The organism is Nostoc sp., assembly GCF_036917315.1.
Taxonomy (GTDB): Bacteria; Cyanobacteriota; Cyanobacteriia; order Cyanobacteriales; family Nostocaceae; genus Nostoc.
On record NZ_JBALDR010000061.1, the window covers coordinates 1 to 21,674 of the forward strand.

Annotated in this window: 15 protein-coding genes and 5 pseudogenes; 12 read left to right on the forward strand and 8 right to left on the reverse strand. The window is 41.3% G+C overall.

Features of this window, described 5'->3' with window-relative positions; translation table 11 throughout:
* A pseudogene (locus V7K84_RS28450) lies at positions 1-152 on the reverse strand (ISAzo13 family transposase); the annotation flags it as partial.
* A 17-nt stretch (positions 153-169) separates the two neighbouring features.
* On the opposite strand from V7K84_RS28450, the pseudogene V7K84_RS28455 reads away from it, so the two are divergent.
* The 10 genes and pseudogenes from V7K84_RS28455 to V7K84_RS28500 form a co-directional block, all read left to right on the forward strand.
* A pseudogene (locus V7K84_RS28455) lies at positions 170-800 on the forward strand (IS5 family transposase); the annotation flags it as partial.
* A gap of 33 nt (positions 801-833) precedes the next feature.
* A pseudogene (locus V7K84_RS28460) lies at positions 834-1,553 on the forward strand (ATP-binding cassette domain-containing protein); the annotation flags it as partial.
* Positions 1,554-1,603: 50 nt separating this feature from the next.
* Complete coding sequence (locus V7K84_RS28465; protein WP_334843140.1) at positions 1,604-2,773, forward strand: DUF6014 family protein; 1,170 nt, start codon at positions 1,604-1,606, stop codon at positions 2,771-2,773.
* A gap of 246 nt (positions 2,774-3,019) precedes the next feature.
* Positions 3,020-4,088, forward strand: a pseudogene (locus V7K84_RS28470) (IS630 family transposase).
* A gap of 25 nt (positions 4,089-4,113) precedes the next feature.
* Positions 4,114-4,950, forward strand: coding sequence for a zinc-binding dehydrogenase (locus V7K84_RS28475; RefSeq protein WP_334843142.1), 837 nt, complete (start codon positions 4,114-4,116; stop codon positions 4,948-4,950).
* Between the two features lie 19 nt (positions 4,951-4,969).
* The gene (proC, locus tag V7K84_RS28480; RefSeq protein ID WP_334843143.1) at positions 4,970-5,791 is read left to right on the forward strand and encodes a pyrroline-5-carboxylate reductase; all 822 of its coding nucleotides are present in this window, start codon (positions 4,970-4,972) and stop codon (positions 5,789-5,791) included.
* 376 nt (positions 5,792-6,167) lie between these two features.
* Positions 6,168-6,953: a 2OG-Fe(II)-dependent halogenase WelO5 family protein gene (locus tag V7K84_RS28485; RefSeq protein WP_334843144.1), complete on the forward strand. Its 786-nt coding sequence runs from the start codon at positions 6,168-6,170 to the stop codon at positions 6,951-6,953.
* A 199-nt stretch (positions 6,954-7,152) separates the two neighbouring features.
* Positions 7,153-7,878 (forward strand): alanine--tRNA ligase-related protein, encoded by a 726-nt coding sequence (locus V7K84_RS28490; RefSeq protein ID WP_334843145.1) that lies wholly within the window; start codon positions 7,153-7,155, stop codon positions 7,876-7,878.
* Between the two features lie 517 nt (positions 7,879-8,395).
* Positions 8,396-9,509: pseudogene (locus V7K84_RS28495) on the forward strand (IS630 family transposase).
* Positions 9,510-9,599: 90 nt separating this feature from the next.
* Positions 9,600-12,329, forward strand: coding sequence for a CHAT domain-containing protein (locus V7K84_RS28500; RefSeq protein ID WP_334843146.1), 2,730 nt, complete (start codon positions 9,600-9,602; stop codon positions 12,327-12,329).
* Positions 12,330-12,698: 369 nt separating this feature from the next.
* On the opposite strand, the gene V7K84_RS28505 is transcribed toward V7K84_RS28500, so the two are convergent.
* The gene (locus V7K84_RS28505; protein ID WP_334843148.1) at positions 12,699-13,664 is read right to left on the reverse strand and encodes an aldo/keto reductase; all 966 of its coding nucleotides are present in this window, start codon (positions 13,662-13,664) and stop codon (positions 12,699-12,701) included.
* Positions 13,665-13,697: 33 nt separating this feature from the next.
* Between V7K84_RS28505 and V7K84_RS28510 the strand changes: the two genes are divergently transcribed.
* A complete protein-coding gene (locus V7K84_RS28510) occupies positions 13,698-13,886 on the forward strand; it encodes a hypothetical protein (RefSeq protein WP_334843150.1) in 189 nt (62 codons plus the stop codon).
* A 188-nt stretch (positions 13,887-14,074) separates the two neighbouring features.
* Entirely contained in the window at positions 14,075-14,335 is a 261-nt protein-coding gene (locus V7K84_RS28515; protein WP_334843151.1) for a hypothetical protein, read from the forward strand.
* A gap of 125 nt (positions 14,336-14,460) precedes the next feature.
* Here V7K84_RS28515 and V7K84_RS28520 read toward each other — a convergent pair whose 3' ends face one another.
* The 6 genes from V7K84_RS28520 to V7K84_RS28545 all read right to left on the reverse strand — a co-directional run bounded on the left by V7K84_RS28520 (position 14,461) and on the right by V7K84_RS28545 (position 21,532).
* On the reverse strand, positions 14,461-14,910 hold the full coding sequence (locus tag V7K84_RS28520) for an Hsp20/alpha crystallin family protein (RefSeq protein WP_334843153.1): 450 nt from the start codon (positions 14,908-14,910) through the stop codon (positions 14,461-14,463).
* A gap of 36 nt (positions 14,911-14,946) precedes the next feature.
* A complete protein-coding gene (locus V7K84_RS28525) occupies positions 14,947-15,159 on the reverse strand; it encodes a hypothetical protein (protein ID WP_334843155.1) in 213 nt (70 codons plus the stop codon).
* Positions 15,160-15,296: 137 nt separating this feature from the next.
* Entirely contained in the window at positions 15,297-16,772 is a 1,476-nt protein-coding gene (locus tag V7K84_RS28530) for an MBL fold metallo-hydrolase (protein ID WP_334843157.1), read from the reverse strand.
* Between the two features lie 217 nt (positions 16,773-16,989).
* Positions 16,990-17,223: a hypothetical protein gene (locus V7K84_RS28535; protein WP_334843159.1), complete on the reverse strand. Its 234-nt coding sequence runs from the start codon at positions 17,221-17,223 to the stop codon at positions 16,990-16,992.
* Between the two features lie 194 nt (positions 17,224-17,417).
* The gene (locus V7K84_RS28540; RefSeq protein ID WP_334843161.1) at positions 17,418-19,733 is read right to left on the reverse strand and encodes a lantibiotic dehydratase; all 2,316 of its coding nucleotides are present in this window, start codon (positions 19,731-19,733) and stop codon (positions 17,418-17,420) included.
* Positions 19,733-21,532, reverse strand: coding sequence for an MBL fold metallo-hydrolase (locus tag V7K84_RS28545; protein WP_334843164.1), 1,800 nt, complete (start codon positions 21,530-21,532; stop codon positions 19,733-19,735). Before V7K84_RS28545 ends, V7K84_RS28540 begins: the two co-directional genes overlap by 1 nt.
* Between the last annotated feature and the right edge of the window lie 142 nt (positions 21,533-21,674).

The window sequence follows — 21,674 nt, forward strand, 5'->3', positions numbered from 1 at the left end:
ATCGCATCTTTTTCTTCAAGTAGTTTACGTCCAGCACCTGACGAACGAATTCGATTACTATTGTCATTCAAGGTTTCTTCCCCTGAAGCGTCTAACAATAACTGTATCCCTGCATGGATTGTAGTCCGGGATAGTCCAGTTGCGATGCCTACGGCGGGCTACGCCTACGCTACCGGGTGACTTTCCGGTCTGGCAGACGGTATATAGCTATTTTCGCAAATGGCGCAAAGACGGAACGTGGCTGAAAATTCATGATAATCTTCGGCAGTGGACACGGATTGAGCAGGATCGCCATCGAAGTCCATCGGAAGCGATCATCGATAGTCAAAGCGTCAAGAGTGCAGCGATGGTTAGTCAATTGATAGGCTTTGATGCAGGAAAAAAAATCAAAGGACGGAAGCGATTTATGACGGTCGATACCTTGGGGTTAATCTTGCGGGTCTTGGTCACGGCGGCCAATGTGGGTCAGCGAGAAGGGGGCAAACAGGTTCTCAAACGGGTTAAACAATCTACTAAGCAGGTATCTCGGTTGACAACTATCTGGGTGGATGGCGGTTTTGATCGTGAGCCGTTTATGCAGTGGGTGATGGACTTTTGCCGTTGGATTGTGCAGGTAGTGTTGCGATCGCAAGAGGCTAAAGGTTTTGTCTTGCTCAAAAAACGTTGGGTTGTTGAGCGAACTTACGAGAAAGCTGATGGGATGTCGGCGATTGGTTCGAGATTATGAGTTATTGCCCGAAACATCAGAGACTTTTATTTATCTTGCCATGATCCGTATCATGGTGAAGCGATTAGCATAGTTTTTTACTCCTAACAACTTTTCAAACAACCTCTTAGAGCAAGTCTTATTCTTACCCCAGCGTCCTTATATAATTTTGGGAACTTTACGCGAACAGTTACTCTATCCTCAGACAATTCGCAAAATGAGCGATCGCGAACTAGAAGGAATTTTGCAACAAGTCAACCTACAAAACTTGCTTAGTCGAGTCAATGGTTTCGATACAGAAGTTCCTTGGGAGAACATATTATCGCTAGGAGAACAACAACGTTTGGCATTCGCACGGCTATTAGTTACTCATCCTAGCTTCCCCATATTAGATGAAGCGACCAGTGCTTTAGATTTGAAGAATGAAGGAAATTTATATCAACAGTTACAAGAGGCAAAAACGACATTTATCAGTGTTGGACATCGAGAAAGTTTATTTAATTACCATCAATGGGTTTTAGAACTTTTACAAGATTCTAGTTGACAACTTGTAACCGTACAAGATTATCAACGGCAAAAAACAACACAAATTGTCCCCGATCCTCCTCACAATGCTCAAATCAAAATAGATGATTTCTCTAAGAATCAATCTCAATCTCAACCAGAAATAGGAGTACTAAAATTACCTAGTGAAGGGTTTTATCATAAACAAATGCAGGCATTAACAGACTATTCTCTTGGAAGTATTAGAAGTAAAGCAAGCCTTGGTAAGTCCATTACTGCTAAGGACGGGTTTAACTACTACTACAACAAAGCTCCCAAAGTTTTGAAATGGTTAAGAGTTTAGTGTTTACTTATGCTTTTTAGGTAACACAATTTCAATATTGGGCATAAAAAATGACAACAATTTTTGTAGACAAACAAGAATTAGCTAAACAAATAGTTCAATTTATTGAGCAAAATGAAATTGCCATTGATGTCAAAAAACTCCGTCAAGAAGCAGCACACTCTTGTGAACTTCCTTCAGCTTGGTTACTCAAAACAGCAGATGCTTTAGAAAATAACGACTGGAGTATTTTGTCTGAAGACTTTATCAATATGGATTTTATTGGTAAAAATGGTTATTTCTTGATCGTCGCACCTTACCAAGTAAATCGGCAATGCCAAAGCCAGATAGCTTTAAGTGCAATTTATGGCAAAATGCATGATAATTCTCAGCCATCTATTGAACAATTAGAAAATCTCAGTCGGGAAAAGTTTGGAACATTAAGACAAGCAATTCCTAGAAATCTTTCTTTTACTGAAATTGCTAGTTGTGGTAATACCAGCGGTGAAAGTGGTGAAGCTTTCATCGTCCCAAATGGATGGCCTTTTCCTAACAGTGTTTGTGGCCCAGCATTAAATAATGCTAGCCAGCAACAACGACGTTTTTTAGGTTCTAGCCGCCAATGCATCCAAAAAGTATTTGAATATGAAACAGCTAATTTACTATTAGGCCCTTTAGAAGACGAAATCAATAGTGAACGTTATCGCCATATCGACACTCAAGTTCATGAAGCAGGACATGCAAGTGGTTTGGGATTTGACTTTAAAGTAAAACACAACCTTTTCCAAAACTATTACTATGCTGGTGTAGAAGAATGGCGATATGATAGTCTAGGATTTGAGTTTGCAGCTTGTATTTTACCTGCACAAGAAGCTGGGAAGTTGGTAGCTGTAAATTTCTGTATTCGCTTTGGCTTAGATGCTCACCGTTTAGGAGGCATAGAAAAAGATACCGATGTATATGCTAGCCTTATCAGCTTAGAATATCTTTTTCAAAATGATGCTATATATGTTACTAAAAATGGTCAATTAGCTTTACGTAATTTGAGTTATTCAGGTTTACTTCAAGCTGTGGGACTTCATCGGGCCCAAGCATTATCTCTGACTCGAAGAGAATTAAATCTTAAAAGTTCTACAGGTATTTTCTATCTGTACAAAATAGATATTCATCCATCAACTAAATCGATTTTTCAGGGGCTAGTTATGGAACGCTGTCAAGGGATTTGGGCACAGTTACAATAATTTAATCTTATTGCGATCGCAATAAGATTGTCAGAATTTTAGGTAACTAAAATGAACAAGTTAAAAGTTTAGTCTGCATTACCTAAATATTAAGCGAGCTTAGTTGAAATTTAAATGTAAGGAGCTGGATCGTGACTACTTCTAATCAGATTAAATCGGCGCTTTGGGAAAACAATCAAGAGTAAGCTGTTACGCAGCTAGATTGTATAATATTAGATTAAGTAATTAATTTAGTATCAGCCATCTATGCCAGCAAAAAATCATCTTTCTGAAGAGCAGAAGGAACGGCTACTAAAAACGCTAAAAGAGCATAAAAATCCCTACGTAAGAGAAAAAATTCTGATTTTATTGTTGATGAATGATGGAAAAACTTATCAAGAAATTAGTAAATTTTTAAATATTGCATATCCAACAGTAGCGTATTGGGCAGTGCATGGAGATCCAGATAATCTAGAAAGCTTTTTAGATGGAAGAAGGGAAGGGAACTTCCGTAAAGTTACTAAAGAATATGAAGATATTTTATTAGAAGTAATTGAAAAAGAGCCGACAGAGTATGGATATGATTTTGGTCGATGGACAGCAGCAAGACTAGCAACTTATATGGAAGAGCAAACAGGAATTAAGTTAAGTGGCTCTCAATTTAGGAGAATATTAGAGCGAAAAAAGTACGTTAACATGCAGGGCAAAGTATAGCCTAGAGGATAAACAAAACCCTGAAATACGTAAGGCATTTAAAGAAAAACTATCAGTTTATTTAAAAATAACTCTCATAACCCCAGAGCGTCTATAAGTATGGTTTTGGGATGAAAACGGATTCAGTTTGAGAGTAATAAGAAGAAAAAATTGGGGTAAGAAGGGTAGAAGAAAACAAATCACAGGGCAAAGAAGAAAAGGAAGAGTAAATATCATGGGAGGGTTACGTTATCACGACAAGAAAAGAATAAACTTTGTAATTAAAAAAGGAAATGCAGATGTATTTTATGAGCAGCTTAAATCTTTGAACAATTTTCTCTTGCAGGAATGGGTAGAGGAAGGTAATCTCAGTGAATATTTCAATGATTGTTCGGCAAAAATAGTGATTATTCTAGACAATGCCAGTTTTCATAAAAGAAAAGATATTTTAGCTAATATTAAGGTAGAAATGCCAAATATTATCCTGGAATTTTTACCACCTTATAGTCCAGATTATAATTTAATTGAATTGGTTTGGCATTCAGCAAAAGAATATATAGCTCATAGATTGTTTGAGTCAGTATCACAGCTAGAAGAGTTGTTAAACAAATTGCTAAATGAAGGAGGACTTATTATTAAATAGGAGCGCAAGATTAAAAATAAAGGTAATGCTGTTTATTAAATTTAACTGCGTAGCAGCTTATTGTCTAGTAGCCAAAGCATCCACTCGCTGTCCCCAACGCAAAGTTTATGGTGTCACCTACTCAGCGAATGATGGCTTACTGGGCGGTTGGTCTGAACTAATTTACCTCAAACCAGGGGTTAAAGTTTTAACTTTACCAGAAGAAGTCTCACCAAGACAATTTATTGCTGGGGGATGTGCTTTGCCAACTGCACTACACGCTATCGATCGAGCGCAGATTCAAATTGGTGATGTTGTTGTCGTGCAAGGTTGTGGCCCTGTGGGTTTGAGTGTGGCAATTCTAGCTTTGCTATCAGGTGCGGGCAAAGTAATTGTCATCGATAAATTTGAGAGCCGATTAGTAACTGCAAAATCTTTCGGAGTCGATGAAACTCTTGTAATTAAAGCTAACGATCCACGACAACATATTGAGCGGGTTTTGGAACTAACGCACGGACATGGTGCTGATGTGACTATTGAAGCAACAGGCATTCCCATTGCTGTCAAAGAAGGCTTGAATATGACGAGAAATGGAGGTCGCTATGTTATTGTCGGGCATTACACAAACACCGGTGAGATTCTGATCAATCCCCACTTAGAGATTAATCTCAAACATATTGATATTCGCGGAACTTGGGGAATTGATTTCAGCCATTTTTACAGAATGATTGAATTACTCAAACGTCATAGTTATTCCAGCAAAAATATTGCTTGGGAAAGTCTAATTAGTCGTTCATACACACTACAAGAAATTAATCAAGCGCTAGCAGATGTAGAAAAAGGCTCTGTATTAAAAGCTGTGATTGTTCCCAATCTATCTTGATAACAAATAGGGAGAAGATATGCTCGGAGATTTACAAATTGCCTTTATTGGTGGTGGGACGATGGGCGAAATGATAATGACTAGATTGTTATCAACGAAGATTGTTTCAAAACCCGATCTAATTATTGTCAGCGATCCACTTGATGCGCGATGTCTTCATTTGGAAGAAAAATATGGAGTCCGTACTACAACCAGCAATATAGAAGCGGTAAAAGGCGCGTCCGTTGTGATATTAGCGGTGAAGCCGCAGGTTTTAGGATCTGTTATGGCTATGCTGAAGGATAAAATTTCACCTGAAGCTTTAGTAATTAGTATTGTGGGTGGAGTGAGTATTGCATCTCTATGCCAAGGGTTGAATCATCCTGCTGTTGTCCGTACAATGCCGAATATCGCAGTACAAGTTGGTCATGGGACTACAGTATGGAGCGCATCATCAAGTGTGACAGAGATACAGCGATCGCATACGCAAGTCATTTTACAAGCATTGGGCAAGGAATTTGCTACCCAAAGTGAACATTACCTTGATATGTCAACGGCGCTGAGTAGCGCGGGGACTGGATTTGTGTTTCTGTACATCGAAGCGATGATTGATGCTGGGGTTCAGATGGGTTTAACTCGCACACAAGCTCAAGAGCTAACCTTGCATACAATTGCTGGCAGCGTAGAACTTATGTTTCAGACTGATGAACATCCAGCAGTCTTACGAAACAAAGTAACTAGTCCTGGGGGAGTGACTGCTGCTGGTCTTTACGAATTAGAAAAAGGTGGTATGCGAACTGTCATCTCTAATGCAGTACTTGCTGCTTTGAGCCGCACTCAACAAATAGGTGATATCAGTTAAAAAAGTCTGCTCAACTGCAAAGATAGTTGCGAGTTATAAAGTATTTTTCTTTTGTATGAAGTAGAAAACTACCGGTTTTGAGGCAGGAAGTAGGGATTAGAAACTCTTCATATCTGATTTTTAATCCAGCATTTTGTACCTCCTTTACTTGCAATTTGCTGTATGTAAGTACTGAAGTTTTTTCTTTGATACTTGTTACTGATTATTCAGTACTAAATATTACTAAATTTAATAAAAGAGTTCGGTTAATTCCAAAATATGCAAACCAAAGCCGTTTAGCAACTAATAAAAGTTTGCTTTCACTTTATAAATTTTTCTATTATTCCCTGTTCTGAAAAAAAATAATTTACAAGAAATTATGAGTGAGAAAATTCCCATGCTAAGAACAATCAAGTGGCAAAACTTAAATGACTGTGAAATTAATCATCAAACTTTTCAAGCATTGCTGAGAAATGAGATTCCATCAATTCGCATTTCTAACTTTGCTTCATCTGAAGAATGTAACAAATTAGCTCTGGCAATTGAAAAAGTTGGCTTTGATTTTTATAAAAATGTGGAACCACCAATAGGAAGAATTGGAATTACCCAATTTGAATATAGAAACCGAGATAAGTTGGGATATTTTGATGCAGTTAAAAAAGCCAATGCAACTTATCATCAGGTAACTTCTTTATCTTTTGATCCGCTCAAACGCTTGGCAACAACTCTGCGCCAGAATGTCTCAAGTAAAGTCAAAATTGCTTATGAAGATGAAGCTTATGGGAATTATTTTGCCGGATTGATCCGTCAGATTAATATCGCCTTGTTACACATAGACTTTGCTCAATTAGATGCTCCAAATTGGGGAATAGGAAATGTTACCTCACAGCTAGTATGGAATCTCTATGTCAAAGCGCCTAGCCAAGGAGGTATCTGCAAAGTCTACAATTACAATCGACAATGGCAGCCCGAGGATGAAAAATATAAAACTCCTGGTTCCTATGGCTACGATTCTTCTTTAGTAACTAAGTCAGAAGTAAAACATAATATTCCACTTACAGGAGATTTAGTCATCTTCAACAGCCGTAATTTTCATGAAGTCTTACCAGGCATTGGAGAACGTATAACAATTAGCTCTTTTATTGGAAAAATGCCGGGAGGTGATTTAGTTTTTTGGTCGTAAAGGCAATTTATAAACCTGTAAAAGGGTGTAAAGGTAGCTATTGCTACTTTTAAGAATAGATGCCTTTTAATGGTAATACATTAGTATAATGATATTCATGATTCGGATTATACTCAGGCGTTTGGCATAAAATCTAGACTGTCATCACTTTGTTAAATAATCGTTCTCAAAGTCAAAAGTCAACTAGAGAGATTTATCTATGTCTACAGTACTTGCTTATCTTGAAGACACGTATAAATTCACTGATAATGCTCACATTGAGTATGTTGCCAATGATGAACGGGGTTCTTATTGTGTACTCGATAGCACTGTGTTTTATCCACAGGGTGGTGGCCAGCCCTCAGATATAGGCACTATTGAAGCAAAAGGAGTTCAGCTTCCAATCGGTTTCGTAAGCTTTGTAGATGGAGATGTACGTCATTATGGAGATTTTTCATCTGTATCTTTAGAAAAAGGCGAAGAGGTAAATTTATATGTTGATGAAGCCCATCGTATGCAAAATGCTAAGGCTCATACAGCTGGACATCTTATGTACACCATAATCGAATCCCTAGATAAAAATCTAATCGCAGTTAAAGGGTATCATTTTCCAGATGGTTCCTATGTAGAGTTTAAAGGAAGCCCTTCGTTTGAAAATACGGAGATATTTATTGCTGAAGTTAATACAAAAATTAGTCAAGCTTTAAATGAAGCTACCAGTGTAGAAGTTTCACTCATTACACCAGAAACATTAGCAGTACGTTGGTCTAACATACCCAATAATTTACCTCCAGGAAAACCTTTGAGAGTAGTGACAATTGACAATTTTCATCCAACTCCATGTGGAGGGACTCATTTAAAATCACTTAATGAATTAAAAAGTGTAATAGTTACTAAAGTAAAACGTCAAAAAGGAAATCTCAAGATCAGTTATAAATTTGAGTAGATTTAAACATATCCCCTGAATCATCCTGGTTTTCACGGACAACCGAAGGAATAAAGAGAGGCTTGGAAGCTAATAATAGTTACCAGAGAGAGAATTATTCCACCCTTAGAAATGCAATACTTACTGGGGGCTAGACTTACGCACACATGCTCAAAAAAGCTAATTCAAAACTTCCGAATAGCGGCAAAAAGAGATTCCTTAGATCCTCAAATTTTTTATTTTTTACCAATTTGGGTATTTTGTTGTTTACGAATGCCGTACTTGTTCAATAATCAAATAAAATTGCTATAGTTTGATATTGATTACTCAACACTTATAATTGTTGAATAAATTTTTCTGATCTATTTGCTTAACTTTCTTAAGTTTTTTAAGTTTCTTAAATACCTGAACATAATTACTTCTTAACTGTCTTAACTGATCTTGAGAATATATTTAATTAATGATATAGGACTCCTATTTGATTTTTGAACAAGACTACAAGATAATACGTAGGGAAATAAAAGTCTAATAAAGGACAATGATAAGCCAGGATTTACAAACTGCCACACTTGCATTGGAAGTATCGCGCCAACAGTCAACAGAGGGAATAGCATTTCATGCGATCGCTGAACTACAAGATTTTATAGCTCTGCGTCCAGATGTGCGTGAGGTCAGGAAAGCGTTGGCAGTTAAACTGGTTTATCAAGGTTACTTGTATGATGAAATCCAAACAATTCTAGACGTATCGAGAGGCTCCATAACAGGTTGGAGGCAAGCCTACGAGCAATATGGAATTTCAGGACTGCGCTTGAACCACAAAGGCAGGAAGAGCTACCTGAATGCCGAACAACGAGAACAGGTGTTAAGTTGGTTGCAAACTCTCGTACTGTTGGGAGCTTGGAGAACTGGAGTACAAACTGGCCTTTGAGTATGATGTGGTTTATGAGTCAAAACAAAGTTACTACGATTTGTTCGATGCAGCATCTATCAGTTGGAACAAAACTACAAAGCTGAACCCCAAAGCTGACGATAATGCTGTTGCCGTAAAAAAAAAGAGATTGAAACATTGCTGGCAAATCACCGACATGAAATCGAAACAGGAAAATTAAGAGTGTTGCTAATTGATGAGTGTCATTTAATGTGGGGAGATTTAAGCGGCTATGTATGGGGAAAAAGTGACCAAGAAATAGCGGTGAGAGTCATTAATGAACGAGATAAGCAGACATACTATGGGGCAGTTGACTATCTTGAGGGGAAATTAGTTCTCAAAGCAATTGAAGCGGGAAATTCAAAAAATACCATTGACTACCTACAATACTTGCTAGCTGACTCTCCCGACCAGCAATTACTAATTTTTTGGGATGGTGCTAGTTACCACCGTTCCAAAGAAATTCGAGGTTTTTTGGACTCTGTTAATCAAAGTTTGCCAACCGAGCAATGGAAAATACATTGTGAACGCTAAAGCCCCCAATTGCCCAATACAAAATCCAATTGAGGATATTTGTTTACAAGCCAAAACATGGGTTAGACGTTTTTGTGCTTTAGTTCCAACATTTTCTCATTTAAAGTGGATGTTTGAGTGGTTTATTAGACACACGACCTTTGATTTCGACACTCTACAGATGTACGGAGCTTATTCAAAAATCAAATAGAATTCCTATACTATTTGGAAAGCATCGTAATGAAAGCCTTAGCGATCTGATTAACACAGCTAAACAACCAAAATTTGCCTGCGTAGTTTTATGCAAATATTCCTTAAAAAAATTAGTTTAACTCTTTTTATTCCCGTTTCCTTGGCTCTGCTAACTTTAATGTGGCAGCAAATTATCACTGCCAAATCTTTAGATAAAGCTACACACAATAAAGTTCAAAAGCTGGGAGAACTGGCAAAAAACGATTCTATTCCAGATACTACTCAAAAAGTCCAAATTCTCACGCTCTATCAACCTCTTCAGCATCTGCAATGGGAAGGGGAACGAGTTAGCAATACTGGAATTGCCTACTTTTCTCTAGATGGTTTCTCAAATGAGTCTATTTCTGAATCTGATTTAGATGTGGCACGTACTAGCCAAGATCCAGATAAAATAGCTAAAACTTTAGCAGCATTAGGATTATCTCGCCATCTGCAAGGCGAGTATGACAAAGCAATTAATTACTATAAACAAGGATTAGAAATTAGTAAACAAAATGCCTATTCAGAATTAGAAGTAATCCTTTTAGGAAATTTGGGGCTTGCTCATGTCCAACAAGGAAATTATTATGCTGAGGCGATAGATTATTTAAATGATTATTGGACATTAATTCACGATCGCAAACAAAATAGCAACACAGCGCAAACCCAAGAAGCCCAAGCATTAGGAAATTTAGGCAATGCTTATTATGGAGCAGACTTGTATGTAAAAGCGATCGCATTTCACCAAAAACGTTTGGCTTTATCTCGAAAAATTAAAGATAAAGCAGGAGAAGCCAAAGCACTAAGCGACTTGGGGATTGTCTATCAAGCTTTGGGAGATGCCAAAAAAGCGATTGACTATCAACAGCAAGCATTAGCCCAAGCCCAGCAAATTAAGGAGCAATCCCTAGAATCATTTGCTTTAGGTAACTTGGGCATTATTTACCAAAATCAAGGCGACTATACAAAAGCTAGCGATTATCACCAGCAACGTTTAGCGATCGCTCGTCAACTTAAAGACTTGCGTTCCGAAGCTGAAGCCCTAGCAAATCTAGGAGGAGTAGCTTATTTTCAAGGAGACTATAACAAAGCGATCGCACTTTACGAGCAAGGCTGGAAAATTTCTTGGGAGAGGCTACACGATGCCGATATTCTGTATCGGATTCGCGGTAATCAAGGACTCGTCTACTTTCAAATGGGCAACCTGGACAAAGCCCTAGAGTCCTACGGGAAATATTTTCAGTATGCTTCCTCGCGCAATAACCATCGAGAACAAGGCATTGCGAAAATTAATGCCGCAGCAGTTCGCCTCCAATCAGGAAACCTAGCAGGGGCAGCCAAAACCCTCCAAGAAGCAATTGAAATTTGGGAATCCTTACGAGCTAGGTTAGGCAGTAATGATGGCTTTAAAATCTCCATCTTTGAAACCCAGAATGCACCTTATAGCAATTTGCAATCGGTATTAGTTGCCCAAAATCAACCCGAAGCCGCCTTAGAAGTATCTGAGCGAGGGCGGGGGCGTGCCCTTGCCGAATTACTCTCTCGTCGCCTTTCGGCTGTTCCTACCCAGAAAGAAGCGCCGACTGCAACCCTTGCTTCACCGACGATTGCAGAGATTAAAAAAGTTGCTCAAAATCATCGTGCAACTTTGGTAGAGTATTCCATCGTGCCGGGAAATTTTCTAGTTGAGGGAAAGTTAGAAACTCACGAATCTGAACTTTTAATCTGGGTTGTTCAACCCACAGGCAATATTACTCTCCGTCGAGTTGATCTAAAACCTCTTTGGCAGTGTCAAAATCCCCAATTTTGTTATCCAAAAGGGGTAACAGATTTAGTTTCTAAAACTCGTGAGTTGCTCAATATGAGAAATCCTACTTTGGAGAGAAGTAGCAACACATCTTCTGTAAGTGATAAAAACCCCTTACATCAACTCCATCAATTATTGATTCAACCGATTAACGATCTCCTTCCTCAGGACGCAAATGCCCATGTAATATTGATCCCTCAGCGATCGCTTTTTCTCGTTCCTTTTGCAACCCTTCAAGATGCCACAGGTAAATTCTTAATTGAACAGCATACCATTTCGATTTCACCTTCCATTCAAGTTTTAGATATCACATATAAACTACGAAAAAAGTCAGGCGCAAGTAAGAATTCTGACTCAAACTTGATTGTCGGCAATCCAACTATGCCGAAAATTGTCACTCAACTAGGCGAACCAGCCGAAGAATTGCCCGCCCTCCCTGGTGCTGAACAAGAAGCCAAAGCAATTGCTCAAATTTTCCAGACAAAAGCCCTGATTGGTGCGAATGCTAACAAATCTAGGGTGATTCAACAGATGAGCAATTCAAACCTAGTTCATTTAGCTACCCACGGCTTATTGAGCGACTTTCGCGGCTTAGGAGTACCAGGTGCGATCGCTCTGGCTCCCGATCCTACAGTCCCAGGGCAACCCTCCACAGAAGAAAATGGTATGCTGACTGCCAGTGAGATTCTTGACCTCAAATTAAACGCTGAACTAGTTGTTCTCAGTGCTTGCAACACAGGGCGAGGTAAAATTACTGGAGATGGAGTAGTAGGGTTATCTCGTGCGTTGGTTGCTGCGCGAGTTCCCAGTGTAGTAGTCTCATTATGGGCAGTACCCGATGAACCAACTGCTTTATTGATGACCGAGTTTTATCGCAACATTCAACATCAGACTGATAAAGCAGCAGCATTGCGTCAAGCCATGTTGACTACAATGAAACATTATCCTTACTCATTAGATTGGGCAGCCTTTATATTAATTGGTCAACCATAATTATTTTTCTCGAAAGTTAATTGAGTATGTTTTCATTTTCCCCGTTAACGTATTGGCTTAAATACTACATTATCTGGGAGAATAACTGTTGACTTCCAATGTAGGGGTACTAGTAGTCTATCAAGCCAAACTTGCTTGTTAAATCAACTTTTTATTTCTTTTTTTTCCTTCTTCCTTTGCGCCCTTTGCGTCCTTCTCCCAAGGGGAGACGCTAACGCTAACGCGAATGCGGTTCGTTCCTTTCCCTTCAAACTTTGCTTGACAGACTACTAGTACAACATGGCGGAAATAAACCAATCATTCCAAATCAACGAAACCCTTATGGTGTATTCATTTTTAATTTTTAATTTTTAATTTCGCCTTGCGGTACTAGCTGTCTGAGGAACTGGCTTGATTGAGAAGGTCAATAGCATCTTGGTCGAGATTTATATTGGCAGCTTTGATGATATCGTTGAGTTGCTCAACCTTTGTTGCGCTAACAATGGGAGCGGTAATGGTAGGATTAGCAATGAGCCATGCCAGAGAAACCTGGGTAGGAGTAGAATTATAAGTCTTTGCCACCCGATCGATTGCCTCTAGAATTCGCAAACCACGAGGATTTAAATATCTTTTTACAGAACTACCACGCAGACTAATAGACAAATCTTTTTCTGAGCGATATTTCCCAGAGAGAAAGCCACTGCACAGAGAGGAATAGCTAATCACACCAATTTCTTGTTCTTGGCAGATTTGTTGTAAACCCTGTTCATAACCATCTCGGTCATACAAGTTATAACGGGGCTGAAGGCTTTCGTAGCGAGGATAGCCATGCTGACGGCTAATTTCTAATGCCTGTAACAGACGCTCTGCACTATAATTTGAAGCACCAATCGCACGTACTTTTCCCTGACGAATCAATTCTGCGTAGGTTTCAAGAGTTTCTTCAAGTGGAGTGTTTTCATCGTCGATATGCGATTGATATAGATCGATATAATCGGTTTGTAACCTTTGCAATGAGTCTTCAACAGCTTGTTGAATGTGTTTACGAGAAAGCCCTTTGCCTTTAACACCCATATCGTTGCCAACCTTCGTTGCAATCACCACTTGGTCGCGATGACCACGTTGCTTGAGCCATTTTCCTAAAATTGTCTCAGACTCTCCACCAAGATTTCCCGCAACCCATTTGGAATACACATCAGCTGTATCAATAAAATTACCTCCAGCCGCTATAAAGCGATCTAAAATCTCAAATGAACTATTTTCATCAATTGTCCAGCCAAACACGTTGCCACCAAAAGATAGTGGTGATACTTCTAGTTCTGAACGTCCAAGTTTACGTCTTTGTGTAATAACCATAAGTTTTCTCTCAAGACAGTTTTAGAATTTCTTGTGCCAACTATAGAGGTTTCCTCTAAGAAACTGAAGACGGCGGAGGGCTACGCCTATGCTAGCCATAGTTTAGACCAAGGCGCACCTGTGCAATCGGTACGGTGGATTTTGAGGCATACATATTTACATAACACCTTACCTTATACCCACGCCAAGCAAGCGCTTATCTCTAGAACACCAATTCAGTAATCCTGAAAGAACCTCTCCCCCAACCCCTCTCCGAAGCGGAGATGGGAGTTTGGCTCCCCCAACGCTAGTAGGGAAGGGGGCTGGGGGGTTAGGTTTTTGATTACTGAATCGATGCTCTAGTGCTGGGAAAAAGGGGGCGATGGGCTATGCCCCGCTAAGAGAGCGATCGTATTTATCTACACCTATTAATGAAACCTTACGAAACAATATCAGTTAGGGGTATACCAATCAAACAAGTAAAATCGGTGTTTGTTCTTGCTGACGGCACAGCACTAACCTACACAAGTCGCTGTGCAATTATGGATTCTATCCTCAATTCTAATCCGTTAGGAGAACTAACAATTGATATACCTGAATCAGTAATTAATCCATACGTTACGGTGATTTGTATTGATATTGATTCTTTAGTAATTAATGTAAATTCAGTAAAAGTACAGCGATCGCCCTAATTTTTAGAGGAAACCCTAAGCGTAGGCGCAGCCCGTCGTAGACATCGCATACAAAAGAGCTTGGTTATGTCATAACCAAGCTCTTAGCTATCTCAATCAATCATTGGAGGTAGAGTAGTTTCAGACTATGCAGCAGGTTGTTCAAGATTAACTTTTACAACTTTGTTCTTTTCTTGCTCAGTTTTAGGCAGTGTCAAATTCAAAATGCCGTCTTTATAATCTGCGGTGACATTGGTATTTTGAATCCGAGCAGATAGAGGAATTACACGTTGGAATTTACCATAGTAGAATTCGCTCTTGGTAGTGCCATTGTTTTGGGTTTTAGTTTCAGACTTGCGCTCACCGCTAATGTGAACAGCATCTTGGGTGACTTGAATATCTAAGTCTTTAGCGTCTAGTCCTGGCAGTTCAAGCTTTAGATGAATCGCATCATCAGTTTCTTGTAGTTCAGCAGCCGGAACTCTGATAAAGCTTTTTTCAAGCCGTGTAGATGGAACTCTGGTATCTCCAAGTAAACCGTTGATGTGACGTTCAAAAGCGTTCAATTCTTGCCAGGGGTTGTAACGAACTAACATATTAATTTATCCCTTGTACCAGTAGTAGTTTTTTGCTCAACCAACTTCGGATTTCATTCCTTGCTTTGATACCATACTATTAATAATTACAAAGCGTGAAAATTCGGTTTTTTCACCTAATAAATGATGATTACCGTCAGAAAAATTAAATGGATTACAAGGTGTAGAAAACTGTAAAATTATTGGTTCGGTAAACCCTATAAATGCTGAATTGAATTTGAGTAAGCTAACGCGCCTACATATAGTCATTAGTCATTAGTCATTTGTGTTTACTAAGGACAAAGGACAACCTCACCAGTTGATGTACAATCTTATTTGCGTAACAGCTTACACATGCCATTCTTATGTCAAGCATCCAGAATTTTATAACCCGCAATTTGAATTAATTAACAATATGGCCAAGATTGGTTTTGAACTACTTGCGTATCCTCTTGAGCAAATGCAAGGGCATCTCCAGGGCGAAGCAAGCAAATCGATACAGGAGAAGCGATCGCTCCATCTTTGCGGGTTCCAGTGCGCTGAGTTGCTACCTGGCAAACATGCTCTGGGGTTGGATCGACTGCCATGATGTGTGCTTGCGATCCATCAAGACAAGGGCCAAGACCGCGCTGCCAAAACCAAGGCGCACCGCCATCAGAGTACGGTACAATTCGTTTGGCATTCCAAATTTCCGCTACATCAATTAAATCATCGGCATCGCACATCATCTTTTGGCGGACTTGCCAGCTGTTCTCCGGCACAAAGGGAAGATAGCGAGCGACTGATGAAAAGAGATACTGAATCGGATATAGTCCAAAACCTCGATATCCACCAAATAAAGTATCAAGGGAACCATAACGCTCTAAGGCTACGGCTGCAAGTTTTTTGACATCTCCAAGGCAGTCAGTCCCGGAATCAGCTGTGAGCGCAACGCGGCGATCGCAGTACTCAATTAGGTAGGTGTTGCCCTCATTGCGAATCTCTGGGTGCAGGGCTTGGGCAACCGTTGGCTGTTCCCCGTAGAAGGGCAGGGCAATCACTCGCATCCCACCAATTTGAGTTTCGTCAAACCAGCGTAGTGTGTGAATATTCTTGAACCCAAGCTGACGCAGCCGCAACGCCATATCAATTGCCAGTACAGATTCTCGCTTAACTTCGGGAACAAAGATTGGTGTGTTAGCAACAACTCGCAGCAAGGTTCCTAAATCAAAATGATCGGGGTGAGAATGGGTGATAAATACTGCATCGGGTTGTCCCATTTCCTCTAAGCTGAGGGGTTGGTAGTTTGGCGGATAAACTTCAGACTTGGGCAACAGAAATGGATCGAAGAGAATGCTAAAGTTGCCATCACTGAGCCGGAGGGTGGAGTGACCGACAAAAGTTGCATGGCCCAGTTGCGGCTTGACAGATAGTTCGTTAACTTCAACCAGTGCGCCATAATCACCCAATGCGTTCCATAACTCGCTAGCAATGGTTGTAGTTGGAGCATTACTTCCTTCTTGCCATTCTCCTAGATATAAAGCTAGGTCAGATAGGAGATTGGGAGATAATTTTTGCATGACGATAGTTTCGCCAATATTGCGTTCTAGCTCAAGCCCGACGGGTTTAACGGCTTTGGGATCGGGATATAGCCAATCTTCTAAAAGGATATTAGGACGCTGATATAAATCCGCCAGACCACCCGGAATCATTGTCTGTGCCAGTAATTCACGCGCATGAGCCACCACATTTGCAAGACCATATCGATTGCGGTGTGCTGTGATGCTGGCACAGTAGCGACGGATGGTGGTGTCACATTGTCCAGTTACAGCACTACCAAACTTGGTTTCGTCCTGATAGATGAGTTGAAATTTAATGCTGCTGCTTAATCTTTGACGTATCATAAGCAAGTTATTAATTAAAAGTTAAAAATCTGCAATTTAACGTTACCCCTGGTCTAAAGCACTTAAGGTGATGTTTTAAAAGTGGTTGGCTGTAATTTGAGGCATTTGTTGATCCCCCCTAACCCCCCTTTTTAAGGGGGGAACCGGAATCAAAGTCCCCCAATTTATCGGGGGATTTAGGGGGATCTAAAACGTTTTACTACCAACTAGAGGACTTTTAAAACATCCTCTTAGGTGTACACACAAGTCTTTTGCTCTGCACCTTTGATGCATCGCCCTGCACCTTTGATGCATCGCCCTGCACCTTTGATGCATCGCCCTGCACCTTTGATGCATCGCTCTGCACCTTTGATGCATCGCTCTGCACCTTTAATGCATCGCCCTGCACTTTTAATGCATCGCCCTGCACCTTTAATGCATTGACCTGCACTTTTAATGCATCGACCTGCAAAAATTAATTTACCTTACGTTACACAGTAACTCTAAAAGATTTGTGTGTACACGCTAGATATAAAGCACAAAATACCACGCTGTACGCCTGTTCCTCCTTTCTTAGAACTTACGCAAGACATCTCTGAAACTCTTATTCTCCTCCGTGTCCTCTGCGTCCTCTGCGGTTCGATTTTCCTAAATCCTGTTTCTTTTTCAGCCAGCCACCTTCATAATCGGCGTTTCATCTCTACGCGACGACCACCCATGTTCAGTACGAGCAAAAGGTAAGGCAAATTCTGCCATATAATGCTGCCCTTTAGAGTCAACTAGCCAAGGTTGATTGACTAACTCTTCTACAATTAGCGATCGCGTGTGTTTTTGTAAGTCTTTTTTGAAAAAGGACTCTAGCGCTAAAGGGCTGTCCCGATGTAAAAGCAGTGAAGGCTTATCCTCTATTTGCAGATTTAGCAGCATCGGCCAGCCATACTCAGCAGCTAATTGCTGCCATCTGGCAAAGCGCTCTATTCCAGTCAATTGAGCGAGTTCGGCTAAGACTTGCCCACTCAAAACTGTCCGCCGAGGACGGACGATCGCTTCTTTTGGTAACTGAACACGAGGAGTGAAACGAGGTGCAGTCAGTTCAATCTGCATCGGCACTGTAGCAGCGCGAAAGATTGCCATCGGGTTATCTTGAAAGGTAGTCCAAAGTAACTGCTCAGAGATGGGGTCACGGGCATTAACCGCAGCCATAGAAAACCAAAACACTGCAACAGGGTTAGGCGAAACCGATCGCAGTTTTAAAAAGGGCAGCTGTGTTTTTGGATCTAGAAAGATTTCTGCATCGACTAGGGATAAACTATCTTGACTCGCGCCCCACAACTCAATGGGAAGAATGTTGAAATTGGGACGAGCTAAAACATTTGGGTTTGGCTCAAACGGACTTTGTAATTCTGCAACCTGAATTTGATGTTGGCTTGCTAAACAGTCAAGCCTCTGTTGAAACCAAGAATGTAGTAATTTATTTCCATTGAGTAAGTCTTTAAATCGGGCAAAGATTGGTACCGGATCGTCACTAATCCCGTGAACTACCAGTTGGAAAGACTCAAATAGACCCACGAACAAGCAACCGAAAGGGGCTGTGGACAGAGCAGACTTTGGGGAATTACTGTCGGTTTCGAGAACGACTACCTCTTGATTTTGCGACAGCGATCGCTCCCACGCCTCCAACCGGGTGATGACTTCAGGATGGCGATGAGCTGTTCTCATTTCGGAAACCAGGGTAGATTTGAGATCGCCAAGTGCAATACCCGCCGCAAATTCCTGTTTCAGCCCCTCACGAAACGCCATCCGCATTGCCGAGGCTGGACTTGCACCCTGAATCCAGCAACGCTCGTAGTCTGCGAGTGTTTGCAGCAAAATGTTTTGCTGCGCCTCATCGATGCCAATCCGAAACGGTAGCCCCAAATCACAGTGCAGCACTAGATCGGATAGCTGGATTAGTGAAACACCAAGGGCTTGGGCGAGTTCTTGAATATAGGTCTTTGCTTGTTGTAGATAATTCGCAAGTGCATCCAGAGACATGAAATCAAGCTTTGCCGCCAGAGTATCGCAAAGGGAATGCAGTTCTTGGATAGCACTGTTCCAAAGACAGCGATCCGGCTCAATTAGCTTTTCTGCCACAACTGTTAATGCTTCCCAACAATTTTCAAATCGATGGGGCAGGTCGAGTCCGCCTAAAAGTACACCTCCATCAATGAAGAGATACAGAATATCCTCTATTCCGGCTGCATGGTTCCAGCGAGGTGAGGCTGAGACTGTTTTGGCTAGTTCGTCTAATGTCCCCAGATCCAATTTGGTCAGTTCTTCCAAGAGGATGTCCACAATTTCCTGCGACTCGATTTCACGCTGCTCGACTAACCCCTCTGGAGTGCGTCCCCAAAACCGCCAGGAACCATCTGCTTGTCGCTTCAAGGTAGGATTCAATCGCCAAGTTGCACCTTGACGATAAATTGAACGTTGAGCTAGCGATCGCAATATTGTTTGAAAAGGACGGAGGTCAGGTGTAAATGAATACTGAGCTTCTGCCTGATTATGCTGTGCTGTCTTAGTAAACTCGACTAAACTCACGCCAGCCCATAAACCATAAGGTGTAGTTCGTCCCGCAGCCCGTGCTAGGTAACGATACAGCGCCGTCTCCAGATGGCGAATTTTTTTTGTCCGTTTTCCCTGCCTTTGGAAAGCTACACGCTGCACCTCCGTGACGAGCGCCGGATTAGATAACAGCAACGCTTTCATAAACCATGAATCTGCTGCGGTCATCTGCCAAAGCCTTTTGCGTTCGTCTTCATGCACCTGTTGATATGCGATCGCATATTCTTTCCAGGTATGAACATCGTTTGTACGGCTCGCTGCTAACGCTAGGCTTGCGAGTTCTTGATTGCCAAAACCTTGAATAGTCTCGATTGGCCAAGCAGCAGCCCGCAAGATGCCAACGGGGGCAAGCTCAAATTGTTTGCTGGGATGATTCATCAATCGTTGATATCCCGTCGTGAGCGGGTATATCTAGCTGTAGCCACGCGGCGATGATTGGTGAGCAGTGGCGCGATCGCCCTAGTGTAATGTTGCTCCAACTTCAGTACTGCGGTGAAATCTCGCATCACGGCTGAGTATCCCTCAAGACTCAATCCTGCTTCCTTTAACCATTGCTCTGTATCTTGGTTATCGAGTAAATCAAACTGCTCTCGAAAGGAGTCAGACATTGTTTGAATTTCCGCATCAGAAATCTTCAGCCCCAAACGCTCTGCTTCTTGAACTGCTAAATAAGCCAGTAGGACTTTTTTACTCATCACTTCTTCGTTCTCACCTAAGCGGGTGAGAATCTGAATATCATCGCTACTTTCGAGAGAATTTGATGCTTTCTCCAACTGGCCATCAGCTAATTCCGGCTCAACGAAAGAAGTTTCTCCAGTTCCAAAATGACGGAGATAGTAAGTAAGTGGGTCTGATGGGAAATCTTCGGGTGTTTTGGGCCACTTAGGCGACTCGAAACGACCATTGCGTACACAAATGACCTTTTCATAACTACGAGCCTCACCCGCCAGCCAAAAAATTAGCCCCGGCATTTTACCCGTCATCACATCGTCAAGAGCTTGTCCGGCGATGTGGGTAAAGAAGTTTGCTTCTGGATGCTCACCTGCTAATACGGAAAAATCTGGCGATCGCAAATCAATGGCATAATTTAGCCGTTCTCCATCTCCAGCATGAACCACCAACTGCCAAACAACTTGCTCGGCAGGGAAACTAGCCCAACTGCTATCAGCTTGTTTGACTTTTTGTTTAAACCACGAAATAAAAGGCCCTGCCAGAAATACATCCAGTTTTTCTTGCAAAGTACACCGTTCTTCAGATGTGGGCAATCCTGTAAGAGTGCTGATATCAATTGGTTCCCAACGCAACTCAGGAGATGGCTTTGCCCGAACAAAATCGGATGACTGTTCATGTCGCTGCGGAGACTGCCCAGATCGCAGTTCAATCGCATCACCGGGACGCACCGTTATCGCTCGCTCTGGGGAACCAAGCCGACGTTGCAATAAACGAACTGTTTCTTCTGAACTTAAGGGAAACGCATAGCGGTTAAACCAGGCGTGCCGACCACTAAAGCACAGACCGGAAGCGTAGGGGAAAACCAAAGCAGGGTTGCAAGCACAGGCCGCTTCCAACCAACTAACTACCCCTTGTCTGTCAAAGGTTGCTCCCATACCGTGCTGATAGCCCATGCTGGCACGCACTACTGGCTGATACTTGGTTGAAATTAGATCGATGGCACCGTATTCTTGCGTGATTCGTTCGCCAATTTCCGCCGTCACTTCTGCATCTGCCATGTGCCAGAATGTCCCCGTTGCATCTCGAACTAATAGCCCAAACTCCGGTTCTTCGTGGTCTGAAGGAGTGGGGAGCAAGTAAGTTTGTCCAAGAGCGATCGCTTGCCAAGGCTGACAGATGATTATTTTTGAGAACCCAATCTTTTGCAGCTGTTCGACTAGTGCCGGTTCATCCGCAGTAATTACGGGCAGTTCGCGCGGAAGTTTCTGGAGTGTTTCTAAATGAAAGTGATCGAAGTGCCCATGAGTCACCACCAAAGCTGTTAAGTTTGGCAGTTTGTCTAACTCAAATACTCGACCAGGATAGTACGTAAGCGTGCCCCCGACGAGTGTATCCGAAAAGCATGGATCGAGCAAGATGCTTTGATCCGTAGTTTCGATGTATAAAGCAGCATGACCACAGATAGTGACACGCATGAGAATTGTTTCCGTAGCTGGTACTGTCAAAAAATCCTAGCCGATTTAAACAGCAAAAGATGGAAATGTTTAAAGAAATTAAGAACTAAATATCAATTGCTAAGATTGGTAGCAAATAATTCCTAAATTCGATTAAACTTGCATACTGTAATATAGAGCATTACTGAGATTA

Coding starts and splice junctions, on each gene's coding strand:
- V7K84_RS28530 (WP_334843157.1), bottom strand. CDS start 16,772: ATGATACGTCAAAGATTAAGCAGCAGCATTAAATTTCAACTCATCTAT.
- V7K84_RS28505 (WP_334843148.1), bottom strand. CDS start 13,664: ATGGTTATTACACAAAGACGTAAACTTGGACGTTCAGAACTAGAAGTA.
- V7K84_RS28525 (WP_334843155.1), bottom strand. CDS start 15,159: ATGACTATATGTAGGCGCGTTAGCTTACTCAAATTCAATTCAGCATTT.
- V7K84_RS28485 (WP_334843144.1), top strand. CDS start 6,168: ATGCTAAGAACAATCAAGTGGCAAAACTTAAATGACTGTGAAATTAAT.
- proC (WP_334843143.1), top strand. CDS start 4,970: ATGCTCGGAGATTTACAAATTGCCTTTATTGGTGGTGGGACGATGGGC.
- V7K84_RS28520 (WP_334843153.1), bottom strand. CDS start 14,910: ATGTTAGTTCGTTACAACCCCTGGCAAGAATTGAACGCTTTTGAACGT.
- V7K84_RS28490 (WP_334843145.1), top strand. CDS start 7,153: ATGTCTACAGTACTTGCTTATCTTGAAGACACGTATAAATTCACTGAT.
- V7K84_RS28465 (WP_334843140.1), top strand. CDS start 1,604: ATGACAACAATTTTTGTAGACAAACAAGAATTAGCTAAACAAATAGTT.
- V7K84_RS28540 (WP_334843161.1), bottom strand. CDS start 19,733: ATGAATCATCCCAGCAAACAATTTGAGCTTGCCCCCGTTGGCATCTTG.
- V7K84_RS28515 (WP_334843151.1), top strand. CDS start 14,075: ATGAAACCTTACGAAACAATATCAGTTAGGGGTATACCAATCAAACAA.
- V7K84_RS28500 (WP_334843146.1), top strand. CDS start 9,600: ATGCAAATATTCCTTAAAAAAATTAGTTTAACTCTTTTTATTCCCGTT.
- V7K84_RS28475 (WP_334843142.1), top strand. CDS start 4,114: ATGCTGTTTATTAAATTTAACTGCGTAGCAGCTTATTGTCTAGTAGCC.